Origin of the sequence: Acinetobacter tianfuensis, assembly GCF_003611465.1 — a bacterium.
Taxonomy (GTDB): domain Bacteria; phylum Pseudomonadota; class Gammaproteobacteria; order Pseudomonadales; family Moraxellaceae; genus Acinetobacter; species Acinetobacter tianfuensis.
Window position 1 is genome coordinate 22,390 of the sequence record NZ_RAXV01000002.1, and the last position, 24,754, is coordinate 47,143.

The following is a 24,754-nucleotide window of genomic DNA, read 5'->3' on the forward strand; positions in this document are numbered from 1 at the left end:
TCGGAATTATTTTCCAATTTATACCATTTTAGTTGGTTTTAATGATTATAAATATAAGCATTTTAGTAGGATTTAAAACGAAAAGATTTTAGTATGATTTTTAAATAAACGTATTTTTAAGCTATTGTTTTATTTAATATAATTAATATATTTTTATTTAAACTGTTCAGGCTATTTCATTTTTAATGCATTTCGATTAATAATATAAGTATAGTTTTGTAAAACAGGCTTTATTCGAATGAGCTTAGTTCCAAAAAATATCAACCGAAAGGTCAGTCGTGAAATTGCAATCATATTAATAATTAAGATTGCGATTTTATTGACAATTAAACACATTTGGTTTGATGCCCCAACTATTCCCAAAAATTTTGACTCTCAAGTTGCCGAGCGCATAGCCGGCAGTCCATCCCAAATCAAGGAGACACGTTGATGATTTCTGAAAGCGTGGTCGATCTTTCGCGGTTCCAATTTGCAATGACCGCGATGTATCACTTTATTTTTGTTCCGCTAACTCTTGGTATGGCCTTTCTTCTTGCCATTATGGAAACCACTTATGTGATTTCCGGTAAAGAAATTTATAAAGACATGACCAAATTCTGGGGCAAACTCTTCGGTATTAACTTCGCTTTAGGGGTTACTACAGGCTTGACCATGGAATTTCAGTTCGGTACCAACTGGGCATATTACTCGCATTATGTCGGTGACATTTTTGGCGCCCCGCTGGCAATTGAAGGCTTAATGGCATTCTTCCTAGAATCAACCTTTATCGGCCTATTCTTCTTTGGCTGGGACCGCTTGTCTAAAGTTCAGCATTTATGTGTGACTTGGCTGGTTGCTCTCGGCTCAAATATGTCCGCTCTCTGGATTTTGGTGGCCAACGGCTGGATGCAAAATCCAGTCGGTTCTGCCTTCAACTATGAAACCATGCGTATGGAAATGGTGGACTTCGGCGCACTGATTTTCAACCCTGTTGCTCAGGTGAAATTCGTACATACTGTTTCTGCAGGCTATGTCACTGGCGCGATATTCGTACTTGCAATTTCAAGCTATTACATGCTGAAAAAACGCGATTTGCCATTCGCCCGCCGTTCATTTGCTATTGCAGCGGTTTTCGGTTTGGCTTCTACACTTTCAGTGATTTTACTGGGTGACGAATCTGGTTATGAAATTGGCGATGTACAAAAAACTAAACTGGCAGCCATTGAAGCTGAATGGGAAACACATCCAGCGCCTGCACCATTTACTTTATTCGGTATTCCAAATAAAGAAACCATGACAACCGATTATGCGGTAAAAATCCCTTATGTCATGGGCATTATTGCAACACGCTCTACAACCAAAGAAGTGACTGGCATTAAAGACTTACTGGTACAGCATGAAGAACGTATCCGTAACGGTATGGTTGCATATTCACAGTTAGAAAAACTTCGTGCAGGTGACCAATCAGCTGAACTTAAAGCAGCATTTGCTGAATCTCAAAAAGATTTAGGCTATGGCTTACTGTTAAAAAAATACACACCTAATGTCGTAGATGCTTCTGAAGCGCAAATTAAAGCAGCAGCGAAAGATACTATTCCACACGTACCAAGCTTGTTCTGGGCGTTCCGTGCAATGGTTGCTTCAGGCTTCCTAATGCTACTTTTGTTCGCTTTGGCTGCCTTCGCTGTTGCAAAACGCAATGCTGAAAACAAACCTTGGCTGCTAAAATTTGCATTGTTCAGCTTACCGCTTCCATGGGTTGCCGCTCAAACTGGCTGGTATGTTGCAGAAGTTGGCCGTCAGCCTTGGACAATCGGTGAAGTGCTTCCTACTCACCTTTCAGCATCCAGCTTAAGCACTGGTGACGTTTGGGGCTCTATCATTGCGCTTGCAGCTTTCTACACCGTGTTATTAATCATCGAAATGTATTTAATGATCAAGTTCTCTCGTCTTGGCCCAAGCTCACTTCATACTGGTAAATACCATTTTGAAAAACTTGAAGCTGCCAATCAAGCAAATGAGGAGTCTAAAGCATGATCGAATATGAACTGCTCAAAATCATCTGGTGGGTGCTGGTTGGCGTATTGCTGATTGGCTTCGCCCTCACCGATGGCTTTGATATGGGCTCTATGGCGCTCATGCCTTTTGTAGGCAAAACTGATGACGAACGCCGCGCCGCAATCAATACGATTGCACCGCACTGGGACGGCAACCAAGTTTGGTTTATTACAGCAGGCGGCGCACTCTTTGCTGCATGGCCAATGGTATATGCAACAGCATTTTCAGGCATGTATTGGGCACTGCTCCTCGTGCTATTTGCCCTCTTCCTGCGTCCTGTAGGCTTTGACTACCGCTCTAAACTTGAAAATACCAAATGGCGTACTTCTTGGGATTGGGGCTTATGTATTGGCGGCGCTGTACCAGCTTTAGTATTTGGTGTCGCTTTCGGCAACATGTTCTTAGGTGTACCGTTTACACTAGATGAAACTGTACGCTCTACATATACAGGCAGTTTCTTTGCCTTGCTTAACCCATTTGCATTGGTTTGCGGTTTAGTCAGCTTATCTATGCTGGCGGCGCACGGTGGCGCTTGGCTAATGATCCGGACTGACGGCGACTTACGCATGCGCTCTGCTAAAGCAACTCAAATCATGGGTATTGTTTACCTAGCAACTTTCTTGGCTGCTGGCGCATGGTTATACTTTGGCGGCATTCAAGGCTATACACTTGCACAGCCGTTTGATACAAATGGGGTTGCCAACCCGCTTGCTAAAGAAGTCATCACCAATGCCAACCCGGGCTGGATGAACAACTACTCAGCTTACCCAATCACAATGATTGCGCCAATTATGGGTCTTTTAGGCGGTCTAATTGTGGTGCTGGCTGCTGGTAAAAACAAAGCTGGCTTAAGCTTCCTTGGTTCAAGTTTAGCTGTTGTAGGCGCAATCCTTACAGCCGGTTTTGCGCTGTTCCCGTTCCTTATGCCTTCAAGCCTAAATCCAACAGTCAGCCTCACTATGTGGGATGCCGTATCTAGCAAAAATACACTGACTGTTATGACTGTTGCAGCTTGTATCTTTGTACCGATTATTTTGTGCTACACCACTTGGTGCTACTACAAAATGTGGGGCGTTATCACTAAAAAACACATTCAAGAAAATACGCATAGCCTTTATTAAGGGCTATGCAAAGGAGATAAAAGATGTGGTACTTTGCTTGGATTCTCGGTATTTTGATGGCATGTTTCGCAGGCGTACTCAGTGCGCTTTACATCGAACACCATCAGGATTTAGATGAGGAATAAAAAATGACTGAAGCTGCTGCAGAAAAACCAGTTGTAGAAAAAAAACCAAATAAATTTGCAATGGTCATTTCCTGCCTATTGGCTTTTCCTTTGGCAGCCGTGCTACTTGTTCACCCAGCTGCCATGCTGGATGACAATGGCCATTATAGTCACCGTGCGATGATGCTGATTATGATTGGCATCTCTGGCGGATTTGTTCATGGCGTTGGTTTTTTACCGCGCCACTGGTTCTGGAAATGGCTGTTTAGCCCCTATCTGGCATGGCCACTCATGCTTTGGGGATACTACACTTGGTTCCTTGCCTAGCTTTAAAAGCTAAGATTTATAAAAAGCCCTCATCTGAGGGCTTTTTATACGGCTCCCTTCGGCAGCCAATTTTCAACTACAAATTAATCAAACAAAGCATTATAAATTTTTATTAAAAATTAAATAATTTTTAACATTTAATTATAAATATTACCGACGCCAAGTTGCATCCGCACTGCCTACCCATTAACATGCTCCGCACTAGAAGTAGAGTTTACATGATGAAAATTAAAACTTTTTTAGCTGCAGGATGCATTATTGCCAGTACTCATGCATCAGCAGAAGAAGTAAAAAAAGGCTGGCTGGCAAAAGCCATCGATAAATGGAATACCATGGGGCAGCTGACAGACAAAGACTTTGAGCAGTATCCAACAGTACAGGAGTTTTTCCAAGCCAAGTATAAAAATCCGCGCACCATCACCATGAATAACGTATCTTATGGTGCAGGCACCATCATGTGGGAACGCGCAAATACTTATTGCGAACGTGACGGCGGTGAATTTGTACAAATTAAAAGCCATCCTGCACCGCTGATTCCTTATAAAGGCTCTGAAGTGCTGTCTACACCGAATCTGCAAAAATACTATGGCCTATTCCAGTGCAAACATATCAAAAATAGCTGGAAAGTGTACTTTGACCATCAGAACGAACGGATTTTCCAGCACCCGTCTCCAAACACAGCTTCTGATGTCAGCTTCAATTTCGAATAATCCTCATATATAGAAAAAATCAAATATGCAAAAAACATTATTGTTTCTTGCCGCAGCAGCCGGGCTAGCCGGCTGCCAAGTTACAGGGGAACGCGGCAGCCTCTATCAAAATGTGCTGGGCGGCTTCGGGCCTAAAACCAAGCACATCCAGCTCAATCCAGAACTGAACAGCTTTTCCCTGACAGTACCGCTTTCGGCTTATAATGAATTGGATTTAAACAAAGGGCTGATCAGCAATGCCCCATTCTTCAACCAGTTAAAACAAGACCGTTACTGGAGTGTGCATCATATTTATGACGCGCAATTCCGTCGCCTAGCGCAAGACCGGGTAAAAATAAAAGTCTGCAATACTGTCAGCGCTGATCATCGGCGCAGCGCCAATGACTCCAGCTCCTGTGCAGATATACAAATGCGCGTTGCTTATGACAGGCTTAGTGATGGCATGCGCCTGACCTTCAAGCCTATTACGGCTGATATCAGTACAGAAGACTTCGGCTTCTTTATAAAAAACGCAGCGCCGGAATTATTTAAAAATGCCGAGCAGCTGAATACTGCAACCCTGATTAAAACATTTGGCTATGAAGATGCGCTGACTGTCAGCAGCAAACGCACAATTTCCAGTCTCAGCAACGTTTTAGTAAAAAATGGCTATACCGTTACCACTCAAAATATTGCCAATGAAAAAATTTATTTAAGCTCATTTGAGCTTAAATCGGCTGACGCGAAGGTCTTTTCCATCTTGAACTGCCGCACCGTTGCTGCCAAAAACAGTTCCAGCACCAGCTGTAAATATGCCCTGTTCAGCCCCTACGCCATCAATGACTATCGAATTTATAACAAAGAAATAACCAGAAAAATCAATCAGCTGTTCAAATAAAGCAAAGAAAAAGACCGGACATTTGTCCGGTCTTATCAATTAGTTTACATTATGCTTAACGGTGCGTATGTATAGACATCACGATTCCCATGCCTGCCAGCATAGCAATGACAGCCGTACCGCCATAACTCATTAGCGGCAAAGGATCGCCCGTAACTGGTAAAATACCGCTTACCATGCCAGAGTTTAAAAATACAAAGAAGAAAAAAGTTAGACCCGTCGCACCTGCATATAAGCGGCCAAAGTTATGAAAACTATTCATCCCAATAATTAAGCAGCGGATAATAATAGCGGCAAACAAGCTGAATAATAAAAATACACCAATAAAGCCAAATTCTTCAGCATAGGTCGACATAATAAAGTCGGTATGATGCTCAGGCAAATACCCCAAATGCGACTGCGTACCTTCCGTAAAACCCTTACCTGTCATACCGCCAGAGCCAATTGCAATTTTGGACTGAATAATATTCCAGCCAGCACCCAGCGCATCTGACTCAGGATCAAACAAAGTCAGCACACGTTTCTTCTGATACTCTTGGAGCAAGAACATCCATAGCAATGGCGCAACAACTGCCAAAGCACCCAAAGCACCTAAAATTAAGCGCCAAGACATTCCGCTTAAGAAAAGCACAAAAATGCCAGGGATAATCAAACCGATATTCAAGTCGGGCTGCAAAGCGACCAAAACAAATGGTATCGCCATTAAAATTAAAGCAACAATAATATGTATAAACTTAGGCGGAAAAGCACGTTTCGAAAAATACCACGCCATCATTAATGGCATCGCAAATTTCATCACCTCACTCGGCTGCATACTGCCTATACCCGGCAACGTAATCCAGCGTGTTGCCCCCAGCCTTTTTTCACCAATCACCAAAACCAGCATCAGCATAATCAAGCCAAAAATATATAAATATGGACTAATCGCTTGATAAATTTTTGGCGGCACTTGCGCACATAAAAACATCAGCGTAAAGCCCACACCAAAACTGGTAGCTTGACGCATCAGCATGCCGGAGTTTTCTGCTGTCGCACTGTAAACAACCATCAATCCAAGTATGGCGTTCAGAACTAAAAAGCACAGCAACCAAGGATCAAGGTGCAATTTAGCCCAGCGTGAAGAATCGTGTTTTATGCTAAGCCCATCACGTGCGGACTGACGTAAAAAACGATACTGCTGTGAAGGGATCATTTTCAGCTTAAAAAATAAAAAAGAGTGTGGAAATTATAAGTGAAAGCCACAGAAAAAAGCTGACTGCAGCTAAATTATTTTTACTTTCTAAATCCCTGCAGCTGCTTGCGAAGCTAAAATCAATTTAGCCAATTCCAAGTCATCTGCATAGGTGATTTTAATATTATCAGAACGGCCTTGCACCACATGTACAATTTCACCAGTGTGCTCAAGTGCGCTCGCTTCATCTGTAATTACAATACCATCAGCTAAAGCTTTTTGCAGAGCTCTTTTAAGCACTCCGAGTTTCGCCATTTGCGGTGTTTGCGCTTGCCATAGCTGAGAACGGTCAACAGTAGATTCAATTTCTATACCTACAGGAACACGCTTCAAGGTATCACGGACAGGTGTAGCTAAAATCGCACTCTGACCTGAGTCAATCACTGTTGCAGCCAAACTCTCTAAACATACCGTCGAAACACAAGGGCGTGCTGCATCATGTACCAGAACCCAATCCTCTTCAGATGCAATTTCAGTTAAATATTCAAGTGAATTTAATACTGAGTTAACGCGTTCAGTACCACCCAAACAAAAATGCGCTTTGTCTTTTTCAGCAAAAGCCAATGTTTGAGCAAAACGATCTTCAGCACCTAGAGCCAGCACATAACCGCTCAGCGGAAGCTGATTTAAGCGGGCTACAGTATGCTCTAAAACGGTTTTTTGCTGAATAAGCTGATATTGTTTCAGTTCTGTTTTCGAAAACCGGCTTCCTGAACCCGCTGCTGGAATAATTGCCCATAATTTATGGTTCTGAAGGCGGGAGCTCAGCGGTTTCTGATTCATTTGTTCTTAAATCTACTTTAGCATTTGGATCAATATAAATTGGCTTGTACTGTGTACTGATCGTACTCATCTGTACAAAAGTTTCGTGAGGCTTTACTAAACCCAAATCAAGCCGAGCATGCTCTTCAATAGCTTCTACACCATTTTTTAAATCGTACACTTCCGCGGCTAATACGCGGTTGCGTTCTTTTAACTCTTCATTCAGTTCTATTTGCTGCTGAATTTTCTGTGTTAATTTTTGATGGTCTCTATAGCCACCTTCACCAAACCAATAAAGACATTGAAACCCTGCGATCAAAATGATCGCAAGGCCCAAAAGTACTTTACTCGATTTTGAGTCAAATACATTTAACATTGACATAAGTCACTTAGTTTAAACCTTTAAACTCAGCTTTACCGCGGTAAGCAGCTTTTGTCAATTCTTCAATACGAAGCAATTGGTTGTATTTCGCAACACGGTCCGAACGGCAAAGTGAACCAGTTTTGATTTGGCCAGCGCCTGTACCTACTGCAAGATCTGCAATTGTAGAATCTTCAGTTTCACCTGAACGGTGAGAGATAACAGTCGTGTAACCATTGTCTTTCGCAAGGTAAATTGCATCTAGAGTTTCAGTCAAAGTACCAATTTGGTTATACTTGATTAGAATCGAGTTACCCACTTTTTCGTTGATACCGCGCTGAAGAATTTTCGGGTTAGTTACGAATAAGTCATCACCGACCAATTGAATCTTGTCGCCAAGAATCGAAGTCAGGTAAGACCAGCCTTCCCAATCTGATTCATCCAAACCATCTTCAATTGAGATAATTGGGTATTGGTTTACAAGACCTGCAAGATAGTCAGAGAACTCATTGCTAGAGAATGCTTTGTTGCCTTCACCCGCAAGAATGTATTGACCATTTTTGTAGAATTCAGAAGATGCACAGTCAAGCGCAAGCATGATGTCAGAACCAGCTTTATAGCCAGTTTGACCAATCGCTTCAAGAATTACAGTAATTGCTTCTTCGTTTGAACGTAAGTTTGGAGCAAAACCGCCCTCATCACCTACAGCAGTATTTAAACCTTTTTTGTTTAAAACTGATTTTAAAGAATGGAAAATTTCTGCGCCAGCACGTAATGCTTCAGAGAATGATGCAAAGCCAACTGGCTCAATCATAAATTCTTGAATATCTACGTTGTTGTCTGCATGAGAACCGCCATTGATGATGTTCATCATTGGTACAGGCATGATCAAATTGCTGTTGCTGCGAAGGTCTGCGATGTATTGGAAAAGTGGAATTTTCTTTTCTTCAGCAGCAGCGCGAGCAGCGGCTAAAGACACTGCTAAAGTTGCGTTTGCACCTAATTTTTCTTTGTTTTCAGTACCGTCTAAAGCAATCATCGTGTTATCGATGTCTTTTTGTTCAAATACTGATTTGCCAACTAACGCATCACGAATTAATGTGTTTACGTTGTTAACTGCAGTTTTAACGCCTTTACCTAAGTAACGAGCTTTGTCGCCATCACGAAGTTCTAAAGCTTCACGAGAACCAGTTGAAGCACCAGATGGTGCACATGCACGGCCAACTACGCCAGATGCTAAGATAACGTCTGCTTCGATGGTTGGGTTACCACGAGAGTCCAAGATTTCACGTGCACGAATGTCAACGATTTGACTCATGAACAATTCCTCAGTTGATTAATAAAACGATGCGCCAATAAATGACGCATCTATATAAAAATTAGTGTGTATCGAGCTTCTTAAAGCCTTTAACTAAAGTATCCAGCTCTTTTAACTGCGCCAAGAATGGTTCAAGCTGCGACATACGAAGCGCACAAGGACCATCACATTTAGCTTTTTCAGGATCTGGATGAGCTTCTAAGAACAAGCCTGCAAGACCCGTCGCCATGCCCGCGCGCGCCAATGTCGTGATTTGCGCACGGCGTCCGCCAGCAGAATCTGAACGGCCGCCCGGTGTTTGCAAGGCATGAGTCACATCAAAGAACACAGGGACATTCATTTCTTTCATGGTGTCGAAGCCCAGCATGTCTACAACCAAGTTGTTGTAGCCAAATGCCGAACCGCGTTCGCAAAGAATGAGTTTGTCATTGCCTGCTTCCAAGCACTTATGCAAAATATGGCGCATTTCGTGCGGCGCAAGGAACTGCGCTTTTTTGATGTTAATAATTGCTTGGGTTTTTGCCATCGCTTCAACAAGATCTGTCTGGCGGCTTAAAAACGCCGGAAGCTGAATAATGTCAGCGACTTCCGCCACAGGCGCCGCTTGGTGCGGTTCATGGACATCGGTAATGATCGGCACATTAAAATGCTTTTTAATGTCAGCTAACCATTCAATGCCCTTTTCCAAACCCGGGCCGCGAAATGAGTTTAAGCTCGAGCGGTTGGCTTTATCAAAACTTGCTTTGAATACATACGGAATACCTAAGCGCGTACAGATGTCCACATAAGTTTCTGCGATTTCAAAAGCTAAGTCTTTAGACTCAAGCACGTTCATCCCGCCAAACAATACGAATGGCAAATGGTTTGCCATTTCAATATCGCCTAAACGTACAATTTCTTGCGGTTTTAGTAATTCTGACATTTAAACTTCCTAGTTTGTCCTTAATCCAGCTTATTTGCCGTTTTGATGCTGCTGTTTTGCCGCACCAATAAAGCCTGCAAATAATGGATGACCATCACGTGGCGAGCTGGTAAATTCCGGATGGAATTGTACTGCAACAAACCAAGGATGTGCAGGAATTTCAACAGTTTCTACTAAACGCTGAATTGGTGAATAACCAGAAATCTTCATGCCTTTTTCTTCAAGCACTGGAATATAACGGTTGTTCATTTCATAGCGGTGACGGTGACGTTCAACGATTTCTTCAGAACCATACACTTCTGCCGTTTTTGTACCCGCAACCAATTCAGATTTTTGAGCGCCTAAACGCATTGTCCCGCCAAGGTCTGAGTCTGCACTGCGCTGCTGAACTTCACCGCGCTCATCTAACCATTCTGTAATCAAACCAATTAAAGGTGATTTGGTTGAACGGTTAAATTCAGTCGATGTTGCATCAGTGATACCCGCAACATTACGCGCGTATTCAATGACAGCCAGCTGCATACCTAAACAAATACCAAGGAATGGCACACCGTTTTCACGCGCAAACTGAATCGCCTTCATTTTTCCTTCGGTACCGCGCTCACCAAAGCCGCCTGGTACTAAAATTGCGTTTGCATCTTTTAATACTTCCGCTACATCTTGGCTTTCAAGCTCTTCAGCATTGACATAATCAATTTGAACTTTCACACGGTTTTGAATGCCCGCATGTAAAAGCGCTTCGTTTACAGATTTGTAAGCATCTGGAAGTTCTACATATTTACCAACCATGGCAACACGCACTGTGTATTCAGGGTTAAGTAAAGCTTCTACAACATTGTCCCAGTCTGTAAGGTCAGCTTCTGGAAGTTCGTTATAGCCAAAACGTTCACAAATTAAATCATCAACGTCTTGTTCATAGAAAGTACGCGGAATTTCGTAAATTGTGCGTGCATCTTTACACACGACAACTGCACGCGCTTCAACGTTTGTAAACAAGGCAATTTTACGCTTCGTATCAGCATCAACATCATGCTCTGTACGGCAGATTAAGATGTCTGGCTGAATACCGATAGACAATAATTCTTTTACTGAGTGCTGTGTCGGTTTTGTTTTTAATTCTGCTGCAGACTTAATGTATGGGAGTAACGTTAAGTGCATCAGCATTGTGCGTTTATGACCAAGCTCAACCATTAACTGACGTACAGATTCCATGAATGGGAGAGATTCAATGTCACCTACTGTACCGCCGATCTCAACGATCGCAACGTCATAACCCTCGCCTGCGCGAAGTACACGTTCTTTAATGTTGTCTGTAATGTGCGGAATTACTTGCACTGTACCGCCAAGGTAGTCGCCGCGGCGCTCTTTATTCAGAACGTCTTGGTACACTCGGCCAGAAGTGAAGTTATTCAATTTGGTCATTTTCGCACGACGAAGGAAACGTTCGTAGTAACCCAAGTCTAAATCTGTTTCAGCGCCATCTTCTGTAACAAAAACTTCACCGTGCTGGAATGGGCTCATTGTCCCTGGATCGACATTAATGTATGGATCCATTTTAACCATGGTCACTTTTAAACCACGGGCTTCCAAAAGCGCAGCAACGGAAGCAGCTGAAATACCTTTACCTAGTGATGATACAACACCACCAGTAACGAAAATAAAATGGGTCATTGGGTTTCTCGTACAATCGAGCCTAAATCGGCCTGCAATGTTGCGCAATTTTACTTTACTCTGCACCAAGAAAGCAAAGTCAATCCGCATCAATTCATAGAACAATAAACAATTGGCTATTGTATCAGCATTTCCGATAAAAAATTAGTGTAAGTTCATGGGATTTCTATCTGGCAATTTACTGCTATAATACCAAGATCCAATTAACACCTTGTTTTGTGCAATTATGAATAAGAAACTTTTAATTTGCGGCGCGCTTGCAGCTGGGCTTTTACTTACTGCTTGCGTAAAAAAAGAAGCGCCTAAGGAAGAAGAGCAAGAACAGGTTGAAACTGCAGCTTCTGAAGCAGCGCCTGCAGAGTTCCAGCAGCTTGAAGCAGCTTCCGAGCCAGAAATTGAAGCAACGCCTACACATACAGAAGTTATTCGTGAAGAAACGCCGAATACAACAACTGAAATTCGCCGTGAAAGCGTGAAACCGCAAGAGCCAGCAGAAGCAGCGCCTGCACAAAAAGCTGAAGCGCCTAAGGCTGAAGAAAAGCCGACTCAAGCCATTTCGCCTAAACCAGCTGGCGCAGCGCAGTCGGAAGATGATGCTGTAGCAGCCGCTATTGCAGCAGCAACACCAGCTTTAGATAACTAAGATCACAGCTTTACCCTGCTAATCATAAAAAACCCGGCAAACGCTGGGTTTTTTATGATCTTCATTATAAATAAAGACCTGCAAAAATAGATGACTTGTTTTTCTCCCAGCTAGTCTTGCAGTTTTTCAGCTAAATATTCAATAAATAAACGGACACGTTTCGGCAAATGTTCTTGCTGATAATATACTGCATGGATCAGCTGTTCATGCGGTTCAATTTGATCTTCTAAGATCTGCACCAACCGTCCTTCTGCAATATCTTTTTCTAACATAAAAATCGAAAGACACGCGACTCCCATACCGTTGATCGCAAGCTCTCTAATAGTCTCACCATTAGATGCTTTTATATGAGGCCTAATTGTCAGCGCCTTTCCTGCAATTTGAATTGGCCAAGTATTCATATGTGTAATCTGACTAAATCCAAGTAAGGCATGTGCAGGAAGTTCTGCAGCATTTTTCGGACGTCCATGCTTGTTAATATAAGCAGGACTCGCCACCAAACACAGCCGGCTTTTATAAATGAGTTTCGCATGCAAGTTAGAGTCATTTAACTTTCCAAAGCGGATGGCTACATCCGCCTTGTGCTCCAGCAAATCAATTACTTGATCATGATTCACCAATTCAATCTGTATATGCGGATAACGCGCGTTAAATTCAGGAATCAAGGGAACAATCATATGCAAAATAAACGAAATTGCAGAATCTACCCGTATTAACCCTGAGGTATCCGCGTCCAATTTGAGCAATGATTCTTCCGCCTCAGACAAGTCTGCAAGTACTTTCCTCGATTTTTCTAGAAACAGCTGACCTTCCTGCGTTAATTTTAATTTCCGTGTTGTCCGCTCTATTAAAGTGACATTCAATTTTGTTTCTAAACGCTGAAGCGCACGGCTCACACCAGAAGTCGTTTGATTTAACTGCTGAGCAGCCAACACTATTGAGCCGCTATCGACAATGGTGACAAAGGCATTTAATTCTTCAATGGTCGATTTCATGTATTCATTGTTGATTTTTAGTCAATAATATTTTGCAAATTACCCTATTTTTTAGCAAGTCAATTTTCAGCAAAATAGCGCTAATTTCAACATTCCATTCGAGTACAAGATGATTGTTCCTCAATTTGGTGTCGGTACATTCCGTTTAACAGGTGACACCGTTATTCAATCTGTTAAAACAGCCTTAGACCTTGGGTATAGAGCGGTAGATACTGCTCAAATTTACGGCAACGAAGCAGAGGTGGGTCAAGCAATACAGGAAAGTCAGGTGAATAGAGCCGATATTTTCTTAACCACGAAAATTTGGACTGAAAATTATGCTGCCGACAAACTGATACCCAGTCTAAAAGACAGTTTAATGAAATTGAAAACTGATGCGGTTAACCTCACACTAATCCACTGGCCTGCACCTGCTCAAGGCATTGATATACCAGAATTAATGGGACATTTGCTTGAAGCAAAACAACAAGGATTAACTGAACATATAGGTGTATCCAATTTCAACATTAAGCTAACTCAACAAGCAATCAATCACATCGGTTTGGAAAATATTGCAACCAATCAAATTGAACTCAGTCCATATTTGCAAAATCAAAGCTTGGCCAATTATCTACAAGCAAACAATATAGATGTCACGTCTTATATGACTTTGGCCTATGGCAAAGTTTTGCAAGATCCAACCCTTTTAAACATCGCAGCCGAACACCAAGCAACTGCGGCTCAAATTGCACTCGCATGGGCGCTGCAAAAGGGCTATGCCGTTATCCCATCATCAACTAAACGCGAGCATTTAATGAGTAACTTAAGAGCTCAAGAGATTCATTTAACATTAGAACAGATGCAGGCTATTGCAGCACTTGACAGAAATGCGCGTGAAGTCAGCCCATCTGAACTTGCTCCTGTTTGGGACCTCTAAGATGAAAATTAATTTTCCATTAATCGCATTAGCTGTGGGCGCTTTTGCTATTGGTACAACTGAATTTTCACCAATGGGTTTTTTGCCCGAAATTGCAGCAGATTTATCGGTTTCTATTCCGCAAGCTGGCTTACTGATCAGCGCATACGCGATTGGCGTCATGCTCGGCGCACCATTAATGACTTTATGGCTGGCGCGTTTTCCTAAACGCACCGCCCTCATTTTACTGATGGCAATCTTCACGATCGGTAATATTTTGGCAACAATTGCACCCAATTATCTCGGCTTAATGGCTGCCCGTTTGGTGACCAGCTTAAATCATGGCGCTTTTTTTGGCTTAGGCTCTGTGGTTGCAGCAAGCGTCGTGCCCAAAGATAAACAAGCCAGTGCTGTTGCCATGATGTTTATGGGCCTGACCATTGCCAATATTGGCGGTGTGCCGCTGGCAACATGGGTCGGACAAAATATTGGCTGGCGTATGTCTTTTGCCGCCATTACCTTGCTTGGCATTATCACGATGTTGGCTTTATGGAAAGCTTTACCGCACAGCCAACAGACAGAACAGCCCAATGTCCGAGCAGAATTAAAAGTATTGACACGCATGCCTGTCGTTTTAGCATTGCTGACCACTGTCATGAGCGCTGGAGCAATGTTTGCACTCTATACCTATATTGCGCCAAGCTTAAAGGCCTTTACACATGCAGGCCCTGAATTTATCACTTTTGTGTTGGTATTAATTGGAATTGGCTTTTCAATTGGAAATCATTTAGGCGGTAAACTTGCCGATCAATCTCTAGATAAAACCTTGATTGGCTTTTTAGTCCTACTGATGCTGATGATGCTGTTATTTCCAATTTTAGCAACAACAACCATTGGGGCGGCCATTGCGTTAATCATCTGGGGAGCAGCAGCGTTCGCCGTCGTTCCGCCTTTACAAATGCGCGTTATGACAGTCGCTCACGATGCACCTAGTCTCGCTTCATCGGTCAACATTGGCGCATTTAATTTAGGCAATGCCCTCGGTGCTGTCGCAGGCGCCGCTGTGTTAAATTTCAACTTAAGCTATGCTGCAGTTTCTTATGCAGGGGCCGCACTGAGTGCAGTTGCTCTGATTTTAGTTTTTATACAAATGAAACTTAAACCGCAAACGGCCTCTTGCTGCATGCAAGCCCAATAAAGCACATCCCAAAATTTAAAAGATAGCCTGCTTTCGCAGGCTATCTTTATTTTAAGCTGTGTACTGCTTAAGAAAATCCGCCATCAATTTTGCTGCCCATGAATGTGTTTCCCACACACCTTCATAGAATCCGCAATGACTGCCTTTTTTTGTTGTCACTACGGCAATATTCGGCATATTTTGAATTGTGGCCTTATAAGGCTCTAAATTTTTAATATGACAAACCGGATCATCTTCCGCATTTAATATTAAAAGCGGTATTTTAATATTATCAAAGACATAAATTGGATTAGTGGCTTGATCATACTCTTCATAGCTGCTGTAGCCCGCCATTTCAAAATAGACTTTCTCAAACTGCTGCAAGGTTTTCACCTTCATCACTTTTTCCAGCGAAACTGTACTTTCCCACATTTGGCGGTAGGGTTCAATAAAGTTCTGAAACAGCTTCTGTGTCATCATTTTGCTATAAAAAGGATGCACATTTTGAAATCCAGCAGCGGTATCATAGCCTGGGCATAAAGCAAAAGCGGCTTTAAATGGAGTATCCGAGCCTGCTTCACCCAAATAGCGCACCAGCAAGCCAGTACCTGCAGATGAACCTACTGCATACAGTTCAGACTGCGGTAATTTTTCTTGAACATATGCCAGCTGTTCCCGTAAATCAGCCACAGAACCAAATAGATTCATCTGGGCAACTGGCATTGGAAGCTTAGCATGTCCACGGCGTAAACAAAGTGCTATTCGCCAGCCTGTATACTGATGCAGATCTCTGACCAGCTCACGCATACTTTCGGGCGTACCCGTTATAGTATGCAGCATAACAATAGTTGGCGTATCTTCCGGCAAGTCCAGCCCTAGCCAAGCAATGGCTGTAACCCCTCCATCCTGCATAGGCAATTGATCAATACGCTCATACTGCTGACGAATGCGGCGTTTTTTGATCAAATCAAAATACAGCAAATGCAGATGTGTACTAGACAGCCATGGTGTTGGCCTGTACTTTTGATTCAGCTGAGGCAATTGCATTAAAATATTGTACAGCGCACCTTGCGGCTGTGCATAAATGACAGGCTGTTCCGCTCCAGTTGCTTTATCAAGCAGCTGCTGCGAAATCAGCGTCAATTTATCTGCAAATACACTCATGTCTCTCTACACCGTAGTTATCTTGATAAACTTATACAAAAATATGCCCCGACATTGTTTTACCCAGCTTGCTTAGGCTATTTATTTAGCCTGAAATGCCGCCATACGTTCACCCATTTTCACAGCTAAAGCTTCCAGCCCACTCTTCGGACGCAGCATCACTTCAAAATCTATAATTTGGCCCTGTTCATTAAATTGGATCATATCAATCCCCTTTAACTTTTTCTCACCTACATTGGCAGAAAATTCAAGTACCGCATTTAAGCCATCTTCAGTATAAAATTCACGGTGATACGTAAAGTTTTCAAAAATTTGAATGACATTGTTCAAAATAAAAGTTACCGCTGGCTTACCCAGATATGGATTAAACGCCACTGGGGAGCGAAACACGACATCCTCTGCCAATAGCTCATTTAAAATATTCATATCACGTGTACTGAGCATTTCGTGCCAACGCGCAACAGATTTCTTTGTTGTTTCAATGGTCATTTTGTATCCTTTTTGGGTTATAAGCCTCCCTCTTATTAAAGGGAGGCTGGAAGATATTTTTTGAGTTAATCCCCCTGCTTTCTAAGGGGGGACTTCCATTAAATAACCGCAGCCAAGTCTGCACCTTGACGGATAGCGCGCTTAGCATCCAACTCACCCGCTTCTTTTGCGCCACCAATTAAATGCACTGACTTACCTGCAGCTTGAAGCTGTTCATACATCGCTGTAAATGGCTCTTGGCCTGCACAAATAATCACGTTATCAACATCCAGCACTGCAGGCTGATCATTTACGATGATATGTAAGCCCTGATCATCAATTTTCTCATAGCTTGCGCCAGCAATCATTTTGACATCACGATGCTTCAGGCCCGTACGATGAATCCAGCCTGTCGTTTTACCTAAACCAGCACCTACAGATTTTGCTTTACGCTGCAGCAGATAAATATCACGGCTTGATTGCTCTACCTCAGGCTGTTTTAAGCCGCCAACATGTTCGTACTGAGTATCAATACCCCATTCATTGTAGAATTTTTCTGGATTTAAGCTGCCGCTTTCACCTTCATGGCTTAAAAATTCGGCTGTATCAAAACCAATACCGCCAGCACCAATAATTGCCACACGGCGGCCCACAGGCTTGCGCTCTTTCAGCACATCTAAATAACTCAGTACTTTTGAATGATCAATACCGTCGATGTGCAGCTCACGCGGTGTTACACCTGTCGCAATAACAATGTCATCAAAATCACTAGCTTCCAGCTCTTCAAATGTCGCTTTATAGTTTAAATTCAAAGTGATATTAGGCGCTAGTTCAATTTTCCGCTTAAAATACCGCAATGTTTCATAAAATTCTTCTTTGCCCGGAATTGTTTTTGCAATATTAAACTGGCCGCCAATTTGGTTAGCTGCTTCAAATATTGTGACCTGATGACCGCGCTCTGCTGCATAGGCTGCAAAGCTTAACCCTGCAGGGCCAGCCCCAACAACTGCAATATGTTTAGGCTGCGATGCTTCTTTAAAAAATAGCTCAGTTTCATGACAAGCACGCGGATTGACCAAACAAGAAGCTATCTTCATAGAGAAAATATGATCTAAACAAGCTTGGTTACAGCCAATACAGGTATTAATTTCATCACTGCGGCCTTGCGAAGCTTTTTCTACAAAAAATGCATCAGCCAGCATTGGACGCGCCATGGAAATCATGTCTGCATCGCCAGAAGCTAAAACATGCTCTGCCATTTCAGGTGTATTAATACGGTTAGACGTGATCAGCGGAACTTTTACTTCTCCTTTCAGCTTTTTAGTGACCCAAGTAAATGCGGCTCTCGGGACCTTGGTTGCAATTGTTGGAATACGCGCTTCATGCCAGCCAATACCTGTATTGATAATGGTTGCGCCAGCTTTTTCAATTGCTTTTGCAAGCTGTACAACTTCTTCAAAGGTTGAACCGCCTTCAACCAGATCCAACATCGAAAGCCGGTAAATAATAATGAAATTTTCACCAACGGCTTCACGTGTACGGCGTACAATTTCTAATGGGAAACGAATACGGTTTTCGTAGCTTCCGCCCCACTCATCATCACGGTGATTTGTCCGTTTCGCAGTAAACTCATTAATTAAATAACCTTCAGAACCCATGATCTCTACACCGTCATAGCCTGCATATTGTGCAAGGCTGGCGCAGTTTACAAAATCCGAAATGGTTTGATTAACTTCTGCAGCCGTCAAAGCATGCGGTTTGACTGGGTTAATTGGCGCTTGAATCGCAGAAGGTGCAACATTATGCGCCTGATATGAGTAACGGCCTGTATGCAAAATCTGCAGCGCAATTTTACCGCCCGCATCATGCACAGCCTGCGTCACAACTTTATGTTTATCTGCCTCTGCGCGTGTATCTAATTTATTGCCGCCTGCAAACGTTAAGCCCGCTTCATTTGGCGCAATACCGCCCGTTACAATTAAACCTACACCGCCTTTTGCCCGCTCTGCATAAAATGCAGCCATACGGTCATAACCGCCTGGCGCTTCTTCTAAACCTACATGCATTGAACCCATTAATACGCGGTTTTTTAATGTCGTGAAGCCTAAGTCCAGTGGCGCCAATAAATGCGGGTAATTAGACATGATCTCTCCTTAGCGGGCTTATTCTGCTAGCTGTTTTTTTAGTTGCACTGCAAACCAAGCGATTTAAACCATTTAAAATGCACAAAATTTGCAACTTGTTGCATATATTTATATTCGAGTTTTGTTTTTTGTGCAACTTGTTGCATAATAAATTTAATAATTAAATATGACTGATGCGCCCATGTCACTTGCTCACGTACTATTAACCAGCCTTCTAGAAAAACCGAGTACCGGCATTGAACTTGCACGGCGCTTTGACCGCTCAATGGGATTTTTTTGGAGCTCAACACATCAGCAGATCTACCGCGAGCTGAACAGCATGCAGCAAAAAGGCTGGATTTCGACCATAGAAGAAGATGACAGCAACAGCCGAAAAAAAACCTATAGAGTTGAATTACTTGGACGCACAGAGCTGGCAGATTGGATGGTCAAGCAAAGTCCGCCGGGGCAGCTGCGTGAAGACCTTATGGTGCGCCTGCGCGCAGAAGCGCAGCTTGGCGGAAATACTATGCTGCCAGAGCTGGAACGCCATTTACAGATACATCAAGATACCTTAAAACTGTATCAGTCTATGTATGCCAAAGATTTTGCCGACCATGCCTACCATGACCGCACGCTATTTATTCATAAAATGATTTTGCAGCTTGGCATAGATTCTGAAAAAAGCTGGATTGACTGGCTGGAAACCATAATTCCTGCATTAAAAGCATTTGATTCCCCCAAGCAATAATAAAGCAAGGCAGCTCCAGAACCTGATCGCATATACCGTCTACAGAAATAAAAGGACCAACCATGCCGCACTATCAAATGCCAGATGGCGAGAAACTCTATGTACGCACTTATGGTTCAGGCCAGCCAGTGCTGGTGCTGTCTGGCCTAGGCATGCAAAGCTGGCAGTGGCATCCTTTTTTATACCGCAGCCGCAAACAATTTGAATTTATTATCCCTGACTGGCGCGGGTTCGGCGGCTCAAAACAGTGCCAAATTCCTGAGCTGGATGCAATTCCCAGCCATTGGCGTGATATCAGCAGCCTGATGCAGCAATTAAATCAGCCTGCGCTGCACGTGATTGCCTACTCTATGGGCGCAACTACCGCCATGCACGGCATGAAGTATGGTCAATTTGCACAGCAGATAAAAAGTTACTTGCATATAGATCAAACACCCAAAATTTCTGCAGACACCGAATGGCCCTATGGCTTATTTGGCAACCGCCACCCTGAATTTATACAAATTCTGCAGCAAATTTCACAAGTGCTGCAGGATAATCCCACAGCCTTATATATGAATGACCTCAGTCAGCAAGCACGCAATCAGCTGCTGCATAGCTGGCTCGCTTTTATAGACCTGCAAGCCAGCAGCAAAACTGCACCGTTTTTTATCAAAGCGGCCTTAAGGCAGCCAAAACTGCAGCCGCATATCTTGCCTATTAAGCGTTTGGACTACCTATCTTGGTATATCAGCAATTATCTGCAGCATACCGAAGACTACCGCGATGCAGTCGCCGCCTTAACATGCCCTGCAACCTTCTTTATCGGGGAACAGTCTAAACTCTACCCAGCAGCAGGCCAGCACATTGTTGCTCAAAGCGCAGTAAATGCTGAATCCATTGTATTTCACAAATCAGGGCATACACCTTTACTCAGTGAACCCGTAAAGTTCAGCCAAGAAATTCAGCGTCACTTAACCCGTATATCCCAGCTGCAATCAGGATAATATTCAAACTGAATCATGACTCAGCACGGTTAAGCATTGCTAAATTGCAATTGACATTGCGCAACAATTATTTTTAATTAAGCGTATTGTTGCATAAATGGAATATTACACATGCTGAGTGATTTGGACGACTTTTACTGTTTTGCTCAAGTTGTCGAACATGGCGGTTTTAGCGCCGCCGAACGCGCTACCGATATACCCAAATCCAAGCTCAGCCGCCGTGTATACAACTTAGAGGAAAGACTGGGCGTACGTCTGATTCAGCGCAGTTCAAGGCATTTTGCTGTCACTGATATTGGCATGAATATCTACCGCCATGCACAAGTCATGATGAATGCAGCGCAAGCTGCACATGACTTGGTTGACCATTTAAGTACAACACCTCGCGGTGTAATTAAAATCAGTGCGCCTGTGACCATTGCAAAAAATGAACTGGCCAACATTCTGCCAAAATTTTTAAAGATGTACCCAGAAATACGCGTGCAAATGCTGATCACTAACCGCCGCGTTGATATTATCAATGAAGGATTTGATATTGCGCTGCGTGTACGTGACAGCCTAGATGACGACCCTAATCTTGTAATCCGAAAATTTGAAAAAATTGAACAGCATCTTTTCGCCAGTCAAGCCTATTTAAATGAATTCGGCAACCTGAAACACCCTGAGGAATTGCCTAAACACAAAATCCTCAGTATGGCTGATGAACATCTCGATCAGCATATGGTACTGCACGATGAACAAAACCGTCAGATCAAATTGCGCATCAACCCTGTCGTGCTTGGCTCCGAACTGACTATGCTGGCAGATTTAGCCAGTCAAGACTGCGGTATTGCGCTGCTGCCGGACAGTATTGTAAAAGATCAGCTGGATTCAGGAAAATTGGTGCACGTATTGCCAAACTGGACAGCGCCGCATGGCATCTTTCATGCCGTTTATCCATCACGCCGCGGCTTGCTTCCAGCTGTACGCATTATGATTGATTATTTGGTTGAGAACCTTACCAAGCATTAAAGTGCTGCTGCTAAAATTTAGGCAAAAAAAAAAGCTTACCCAAGTGATGGGTAAGCGAAACTTTAAAATCAGAAACTACAGCTAAATTTTCTGAAACAATAGTAATGTGAAAATTACTTTCCGTTAAATTGTTTAAAGCGCTAAATATTTACACAAATTAAAGTCAAACCACTGAAAATAAATAAATTACACAAAGTTACTTAGCGTTAATACCTATATATTTCATTATCAACATATCAGCCTAGACTAAAGTCTAAGCCCGCTGAATATTAACGCATATTTAAAAGTCTCATTAAATTTCAGGATAACTGCCTGTACCCTCAGGCCATGGTGACAGCACTTCAAAACCTTCTGCTGTTACCGCAATCATATGTTCCCACTGAGCAGATAAAGAACTGTCCGCGGTCACAACACCCCAGCCGTCTTTTAGCTCTTTCGTACGCGCTTTGCCTGCATTAATCATCGGCTCAATTGTAAATACCATTCCTTCAAGAAGTACGAGACCCTGACCCGGCTGACCATAGTGCAGCACGCTCGGCTGTTCATGATAAATTTTACCGATACCATGACCGCAATACTCACGCACTACAGAGTAACCTTCACGGTGCGCAACAGATTGAATCGCATAACCGACATCCCCCAAAGTCGCACCCGGTTTGACTGCATGAATGCCGGCAACCATTGCTTCATAAGTAGTATCGACTAAGCGTTTAGCTTCTGGTTTTACACTGCCAACATAGTACATGCGGCTCGTATCGCCAAAATAGCCGTCTTTAATAATCGCCACATCAATATTAATAATGTCGCCGTCTTTTAACAGCATATCTGCAGAAGGAATACCGTGACACACCATTTCATTGGGTGAAATACATGTCGTTTTGGTATAACCATGATAGCCAATATTCGCAGGAATCACTTTCAGCGTATTTACAATGAAATCATTGCACAGGTCATCTAAATATTCAGTTGTCACACCCGGCTTTACATGCTCACCTATCATTTCTAAAACTTGCGCAGCTAAACGCCCAGAAATACGTAATTTCTCTAGATCCTGCTCAGTTTTAATTGTGATATTTGAAGCTTTCATTGCATCATCCTCGGTTTAGGTCGAACAATTATAGACCCTTTTTCATAAATTTGTTTCTTCACAAGGCCTAAGCCCCTAAAAGCGCGGCTCCATGCAGCGCGAATAGATTATTAATCAGGCAAAACTGAAAACTGGCAGCTAAGCTGTATATTCCAACAAATTAGAGACAAATTAAAATATTTCGTGTTTATATTCAGCAACATAGGAACACTAACACATTATCTAAAAATACATTAAATATTTGTATTATAAAAGTTTTTAATTCAATTTATAAAATAAACTCCAAAACAAAATTGATATGCACTAAAATTACTGACTTCAATGGTAAAACCATCTCCCTTTTTATGACAAATCTCCGTACAAGAGATATTGTTGCCCTAGGTTTTATGACCTTTGCGCTCTTTATTGGCGCAGGCAATATTATCTTTCCACCGATTGTGGCTCAACAAGCCGGTGAACATGTATGGCTGGCTGCATTTGGTTTCTTAATCACCGCTGTTGGCTTACCTGTTCTGACCATTGTTGCGCTTTCACGCGTTGAAGGTTCTATTCAGATCCTAAGTTCCCCGCTTGGCAAAGCAGCCAGTATTTTACTGACTGTCGTATGTTATTTAGCTGTCGGCCCTTTATTTGCAACACCGCGTACAGCAACAGTTTCTTATGAAATTGGTTTCTCATCATACTTTGGCACATCATCAAATAGCCTGATGATTTACAGCATCATCTATTTTGCCTTTGTAACCATTGTTTCACTGTATCCAAACAAAATTTTAGATACTGTCGGCTACTTCCTGTCACCGCTTAAAATTTTAGGCTTAGTTATATTAGGTGTATCTGCATTCTTTATTCCTGCTGGCGTAATTCCGCCTGCGGTAGGCAATTATGTCGTCAGCCCAGTATCTGAAGGCATCGTCAACGGCTATCTGACCATGGATACTTTAGGCGCGCTGGTATTTGGTATTGTAATTGTCAAAGCAATTACTTCGCGCGGTGTAACCGACACCAAACTGATTACTAAATACGCAGTGATTGCCAGCATTATTTCGGGTATCGGTTTAACACTTGTTTATATCAGCTTATTTAAGCTGGGTATGAGCAGTCATGATATCGCTCCAAATGCGACAAACGGCGCAGTGATCCTGCACGCCTATGTACAGCATGCTTTTGGCGATATGGGCGCTTACTTCCTGTCTGCAATGATTTTTGTTGCCTGCATGGTCACTGCTATCGGCCTAACATGCGCTTGTGCTGAATACTTCTCTAAACTGACTAAAATTCCATACAAAGTCTTTGTACTGATTTTAGTTGGCTTCTCTCTGCTGATCTCAAACCTAGGTTTAACCAAACTGATTGCAGTTTCAGTACCTGTACTTAGCGCAATTTATCCGCCTGCAATCACAGTGATTCTTTTAAGTTTCTGCAGCAAATTCTTTCACCAGCCGTCTCGCGTCATTGCTCCAGTAACAGCTGTTGCATTTGCTTTTGGTATTATCGATGGCTTAAAAGTTGCCGGCTTCTCTGAAAGCTTGCCTGCAGTACTGCAAAACCTGCCGTTAAATGAACAAAATCTTGCATGGCTTATTCCATCAGTTATTGTTCTGATCATTGCTGCTGCAATTGATAAAGTTAAAAAATAAGCCTTTTAGCTTTATGAGCTAAAATCGGATTTTTACCCAAAATACGATTTTAATTGTGACCAATAAAGGACATGTTTTACCCAAGTATGCTTTTATTTGTCCCACCCGGCTCTCACAGCATATGCACCAGCACTGCTCGTTTAATTTTAATCCGCCTCAACACTTAAAAATGCACATATAAAAATTCCATTTTAAACCGTATTTTCTAACTGATAAAGCCCTTCAAGCTTACCCAAATTAACAGACCTTAACTAAACAGCTATTTTTTAATAATTTTTATCTATTACAATTATTCATCCATCAACCTGAAGCCAATCATGGCTAAGCGCAATCTACAGCCTTAGACGGACATAAACTTGCTTATTTCAATCTATGG

25 protein-coding genes are annotated in these 24,754 nt (G+C 42.6%); 14 read left to right on the forward strand and 11 right to left on the reverse strand.

Features of this window, described 5'->3' with window-relative positions:
* Window positions 1-238 precede the first annotated feature (238 nt).
* The 7 genes from cydP (at window position 239) to D7V32_RS01585 (ending at window position 5,176) form a co-directional block, all read left to right on the forward strand.
* Window positions 239-430: a cytochrome oxidase putative small subunit CydP gene (gene cydP, locus D7V32_RS01555; protein ID WP_120401171.1), complete on the forward strand. Its 192-nt coding sequence runs from the start codon at window positions 239-241 to the stop codon at window positions 428-430.
* Window positions 430-2,016 carry a cytochrome ubiquinol oxidase subunit I gene (locus D7V32_RS01560; protein WP_120401172.1) on the forward strand — a complete coding sequence of 529 codons (1,587 nt, stop codon included), beginning with the start codon at window positions 430-432 and terminating at the stop codon, window positions 2,014-2,016. The genes cydP and D7V32_RS01560 overlap by 1 nt, the downstream gene beginning before the upstream one ends.
* On the forward strand, window positions 2,013-3,158 hold the full coding sequence (cydB, locus tag D7V32_RS01565) for a cytochrome d ubiquinol oxidase subunit II (RefSeq protein ID WP_120401173.1): 1,146 nt from the start codon (window positions 2,013-2,015) through the stop codon (window positions 3,156-3,158). The genes D7V32_RS01560 and cydB overlap by 4 nt, the downstream gene beginning before the upstream one ends.
* A 23-nt stretch (window positions 3,159-3,181) precedes the next feature.
* Complete coding sequence (cydX, locus tag D7V32_RS01570; protein WP_002120988.1) at window positions 3,182-3,283, forward strand: cytochrome bd-I oxidase subunit CydX; 102 nt, start codon at window positions 3,182-3,184, stop codon at window positions 3,281-3,283.
* A gap of 3 nt (window positions 3,284-3,286) precedes the next feature.
* Window positions 3,287-3,589: a cyd operon YbgE family protein gene (locus D7V32_RS01575; RefSeq protein ID WP_120401174.1), complete on the forward strand. Its 303-nt coding sequence runs from the start codon at window positions 3,287-3,289 to the stop codon at window positions 3,587-3,589.
* A 218-nt stretch (window positions 3,590-3,807) separates the two neighbouring features.
* On the forward strand, window positions 3,808-4,299 hold the full coding sequence (locus D7V32_RS01580) for a hypothetical protein (protein ID WP_120401175.1): 492 nt from the start codon (window positions 3,808-3,810) through the stop codon (window positions 4,297-4,299).
* Window positions 4,300-4,324: 25 nt separating this feature from the next.
* A complete protein-coding gene (locus D7V32_RS01585; RefSeq protein ID WP_120401176.1) occupies window positions 4,325-5,176 on the forward strand; it encodes a hypothetical protein in 852 nt (283 codons plus the stop codon).
* Between the two features lie 55 nt (window positions 5,177-5,231).
* Here D7V32_RS01585 and rodA read toward each other — a convergent pair whose 3' ends face one another.
* The 6 genes from rodA to D7V32_RS01615 all read right to left on the reverse strand — a co-directional run bounded on the left by rodA (window position 5,232) and on the right by D7V32_RS01615 (window position 11,441).
* On the reverse strand, window positions 5,232-6,368 hold the full coding sequence (rodA, locus tag D7V32_RS01590) for a rod shape-determining protein RodA (RefSeq protein ID WP_120401177.1): 1,137 nt from the start codon (window positions 6,366-6,368) through the stop codon (window positions 5,232-5,234).
* Between the two features lie 87 nt (window positions 6,369-6,455).
* The gene (ispD, locus tag D7V32_RS01595) at window positions 6,456-7,190 is read right to left on the reverse strand and encodes a 2-C-methyl-D-erythritol 4-phosphate cytidylyltransferase (RefSeq protein ID WP_120401178.1); all 735 of its coding nucleotides are present in this window, start codon (window positions 7,188-7,190) and stop codon (window positions 6,456-6,458) included.
* Entirely contained in the window at window positions 7,150-7,551 is a 402-nt protein-coding gene (locus D7V32_RS01600; protein ID WP_120401179.1) for a septum formation initiator family protein, read from the reverse strand. The genes ispD and D7V32_RS01600 overlap by 41 nt, the downstream gene beginning before the upstream one ends.
* 7 nt (window positions 7,552-7,558) lie before the next feature.
* Complete coding sequence (eno, locus tag D7V32_RS01605) at window positions 7,559-8,848, reverse strand: phosphopyruvate hydratase (protein ID WP_120401180.1); 1,290 nt, start codon at window positions 8,846-8,848, stop codon at window positions 7,559-7,561.
* A gap of 61 nt (window positions 8,849-8,909) precedes the next feature.
* Complete coding sequence (gene kdsA / locus D7V32_RS01610) at window positions 8,910-9,770, reverse strand: 3-deoxy-8-phosphooctulonate synthase (protein ID WP_120401181.1); 861 nt, start codon at window positions 9,768-9,770, stop codon at window positions 8,910-8,912.
* A gap of 30 nt (window positions 9,771-9,800) precedes the next feature.
* Window positions 9,801-11,441, reverse strand: a complete 1,641-nt coding sequence (locus tag D7V32_RS01615) for a CTP synthase (protein WP_120401182.1) — start codon at window positions 11,439-11,441, stop codon at window positions 9,801-9,803.
* 226 nt (window positions 11,442-11,667) lie between these two features.
* Here D7V32_RS01615 and D7V32_RS01620 point away from each other — a divergent pair, with 226 nt between their 5' ends.
* Window positions 11,668-12,084 carry an internalin gene (locus D7V32_RS01620; RefSeq protein ID WP_120401183.1) on the forward strand — a complete coding sequence of 139 codons (417 nt, stop codon included), beginning with the start codon at window positions 11,668-11,670 and terminating at the stop codon, window positions 12,082-12,084.
* A gap of 110 nt (window positions 12,085-12,194) precedes the next feature.
* On the opposite strand, the gene D7V32_RS01625 is transcribed toward D7V32_RS01620, so the two are convergent.
* Window positions 12,195-13,079, reverse strand: coding sequence for a LysR family transcriptional regulator (locus D7V32_RS01625; protein WP_120401184.1), 885 nt, complete (start codon window positions 13,077-13,079; stop codon window positions 12,195-12,197).
* A gap of 109 nt (window positions 13,080-13,188) precedes the next feature.
* On the opposite strand from D7V32_RS01625, the gene dkgB reads away from it, so the two are divergent.
* Window positions 13,189-13,995: a 2,5-didehydrogluconate reductase DkgB gene (gene dkgB, locus D7V32_RS01630; protein ID WP_120401185.1), complete on the forward strand. Its 807-nt coding sequence runs from the start codon at window positions 13,189-13,191 to the stop codon at window positions 13,993-13,995.
* A gap of 1 nt (window position 13,996) precedes the next feature.
* Window positions 13,997-15,172, forward strand: a complete 1,176-nt coding sequence (locus tag D7V32_RS01635) for an MFS transporter (protein WP_120401186.1) — start codon at window positions 13,997-13,999, stop codon at window positions 15,170-15,172.
* Between the two features lie 51 nt (window positions 15,173-15,223).
* Here D7V32_RS01635 and D7V32_RS01640 read toward each other — a convergent pair whose 3' ends face one another.
* From D7V32_RS01640 to D7V32_RS01650, 3 genes are all read right to left on the reverse strand, one after another.
* A complete protein-coding gene (locus D7V32_RS01640; protein WP_120401187.1) occupies window positions 15,224-16,315 on the reverse strand; it encodes a YheT family hydrolase in 1,092 nt (363 codons plus the stop codon).
* 81 nt (window positions 16,316-16,396) lie between these two features.
* Window positions 16,397-16,804, reverse strand: a complete 408-nt coding sequence (locus tag D7V32_RS01645) for a nuclear transport factor 2 family protein (RefSeq protein ID WP_120401188.1) — start codon at window positions 16,802-16,804, stop codon at window positions 16,397-16,399.
* A 98-nt stretch (window positions 16,805-16,902) separates the two neighbouring features.
* On the reverse strand, window positions 16,903-18,927 hold the full coding sequence (locus D7V32_RS01650; protein WP_120401189.1) for an NADPH-dependent 2,4-dienoyl-CoA reductase: 2,025 nt from the start codon (window positions 18,925-18,927) through the stop codon (window positions 16,903-16,905).
* Between the two features lie 181 nt (window positions 18,928-19,108).
* Here D7V32_RS01650 and D7V32_RS01655 point away from each other — a divergent pair, with 181 nt between their 5' ends.
* The 3 genes from D7V32_RS01655 (at window position 19,109) to D7V32_RS01665 (ending at window position 21,654) form a co-directional block, all read left to right on the forward strand.
* Complete coding sequence (locus D7V32_RS01655; protein WP_120401190.1) at window positions 19,109-19,657, forward strand: PadR family transcriptional regulator; 549 nt, start codon at window positions 19,109-19,111, stop codon at window positions 19,655-19,657.
* A gap of 62 nt (window positions 19,658-19,719) precedes the next feature.
* Complete coding sequence (locus tag D7V32_RS01660; RefSeq protein WP_120401191.1) at window positions 19,720-20,643, forward strand: alpha/beta fold hydrolase; 924 nt, start codon at window positions 19,720-19,722, stop codon at window positions 20,641-20,643.
* 111 nt (window positions 20,644-20,754) lie between these two features.
* On the forward strand, window positions 20,755-21,654 hold the full coding sequence (locus D7V32_RS01665) for a LysR substrate-binding domain-containing protein (protein ID WP_120401192.1): 900 nt from the start codon (window positions 20,755-20,757) through the stop codon (window positions 21,652-21,654).
* Between the two features lie 292 nt (window positions 21,655-21,946).
* Here the strand turns inward: D7V32_RS01665 and map are convergent, their stop codons facing one another.
* Window positions 21,947-22,741: a type I methionyl aminopeptidase gene (gene map, locus D7V32_RS01670; RefSeq protein ID WP_120401193.1), complete on the reverse strand. Its 795-nt coding sequence runs from the start codon at window positions 22,739-22,741 to the stop codon at window positions 21,947-21,949.
* A 344-nt stretch (window positions 22,742-23,085) separates the two neighbouring features.
* Here map and brnQ point away from each other — a divergent pair, with 344 nt between their 5' ends.
* Window positions 23,086-24,378 carry a branched-chain amino acid transport system II carrier protein gene (gene brnQ, locus D7V32_RS01675; RefSeq protein WP_120401194.1) on the forward strand — a complete coding sequence of 431 codons (1,293 nt, stop codon included), beginning with the start codon at window positions 23,086-23,088 and terminating at the stop codon, window positions 24,376-24,378.
* The last annotated feature ends 376 nt before the right edge of the window (window positions 24,379-24,754 follow it).

What these genes read in the sequence shown, in the direction of transcription:
- rodA (WP_120401177.1), bottom strand. Translation starts at nt 6,368, where the DNA reads ATGATCCCTTCACAGCAGTATCGTTTTTTACGTCAGTCCGCACGTGAT.
- eno (WP_120401180.1), bottom strand. Translation starts at nt 8,848, where the DNA reads ATGAGTCAAATCGTTGACATTCGTGCACGTGAAATCTTGGACTCTCGT.
- D7V32_RS01665 (WP_120401192.1), top strand. Translation starts at nt 20,755, where the DNA reads ATGCTGAGTGATTTGGACGACTTTTACTGTTTTGCTCAAGTTGTCGAA.
- D7V32_RS01580 (WP_120401175.1), top strand. Translation starts at nt 3,808, where the DNA reads ATGATGAAAATTAAAACTTTTTTAGCTGCAGGATGCATTATTGCCAGT.
- dkgB (WP_120401185.1), top strand. Translation starts at nt 13,189, where the DNA reads ATGATTGTTCCTCAATTTGGTGTCGGTACATTCCGTTTAACAGGTGAC.
- D7V32_RS01585 (WP_120401176.1), top strand. Translation starts at nt 4,325, where the DNA reads ATGCAAAAAACATTATTGTTTCTTGCCGCAGCAGCCGGGCTAGCCGGC.
- D7V32_RS01640 (WP_120401187.1), bottom strand. Translation starts at nt 16,315, where the DNA reads ATGAGTGTATTTGCAGATAAATTGACGCTGATTTCGCAGCAGCTGCTT.
- D7V32_RS01560 (WP_120401172.1), top strand. Translation starts at nt 430, where the DNA reads ATGATTTCTGAAAGCGTGGTCGATCTTTCGCGGTTCCAATTTGCAATG.
- D7V32_RS01620 (WP_120401183.1), top strand. Translation starts at nt 11,668, where the DNA reads ATGAATAAGAAACTTTTAATTTGCGGCGCGCTTGCAGCTGGGCTTTTA.
- D7V32_RS01625 (WP_120401184.1), bottom strand. Translation starts at nt 13,079, where the DNA reads ATGAAATCGACCATTGAAGAATTAAATGCCTTTGTCACCATTGTCGAT.
- D7V32_RS01645 (WP_120401188.1), bottom strand. Translation starts at nt 16,804, where the DNA reads ATGACCATTGAAACAACAAAGAAATCTGTTGCGCGTTGGCACGAAATG.
- D7V32_RS01635 (WP_120401186.1), top strand. Translation starts at nt 13,997, where the DNA reads ATGAAAATTAATTTTCCATTAATCGCATTAGCTGTGGGCGCTTTTGCT.
- ispD (WP_120401178.1), bottom strand. Translation starts at nt 7,190, where the DNA reads ATGAATCAGAAACCGCTGAGCTCCCGCCTTCAGAACCATAAATTATGG.
- D7V32_RS01575 (WP_120401174.1), top strand. Translation starts at nt 3,287, where the DNA reads ATGACTGAAGCTGCTGCAGAAAAACCAGTTGTAGAAAAAAAACCAAAT.
- D7V32_RS01600 (WP_120401179.1), bottom strand. Translation starts at nt 7,551, where the DNA reads ATGTCAATGTTAAATGTATTTGACTCAAAATCGAGTAAAGTACTTTTG.
- D7V32_RS01655 (WP_120401190.1), top strand. Translation starts at nt 19,109, where the DNA reads ATGTCACTTGCTCACGTACTATTAACCAGCCTTCTAGAAAAACCGAGT.
- D7V32_RS01650 (WP_120401189.1), bottom strand. Translation starts at nt 18,927, where the DNA reads ATGTCTAATTACCCGCATTTATTGGCGCCACTGGACTTAGGCTTCACG.
- cydB (WP_120401173.1), top strand. Translation starts at nt 2,013, where the DNA reads ATGATCGAATATGAACTGCTCAAAATCATCTGGTGGGTGCTGGTTGGC.
- D7V32_RS01660 (WP_120401191.1), top strand. Translation starts at nt 19,720, where the DNA reads ATGCCGCACTATCAAATGCCAGATGGCGAGAAACTCTATGTACGCACT.
- cydX (WP_002120988.1), top strand. Translation starts at nt 3,182, where the DNA reads ATGTGGTACTTTGCTTGGATTCTCGGTATTTTGATGGCATGTTTCGCA.
- map (WP_120401193.1), bottom strand. Translation starts at nt 22,741, where the DNA reads ATGAAAGCTTCAAATATCACAATTAAAACTGAGCAGGATCTAGAGAAA.
- brnQ (WP_120401194.1), top strand. Translation starts at nt 23,086, where the DNA reads ATGACAAATCTCCGTACAAGAGATATTGTTGCCCTAGGTTTTATGACC.
- cydP (WP_120401171.1), top strand. Translation starts at nt 239, where the DNA reads ATGAGCTTAGTTCCAAAAAATATCAACCGAAAGGTCAGTCGTGAAATT.
- D7V32_RS01615 (WP_120401182.1), bottom strand. Translation starts at nt 11,441, where the DNA reads ATGACCCATTTTATTTTCGTTACTGGTGGTGTTGTATCATCACTAGGT.
- kdsA (WP_120401181.1), bottom strand. Translation starts at nt 9,770, where the DNA reads ATGTCAGAATTACTAAAACCGCAAGAAATTGTACGTTTAGGCGATATT.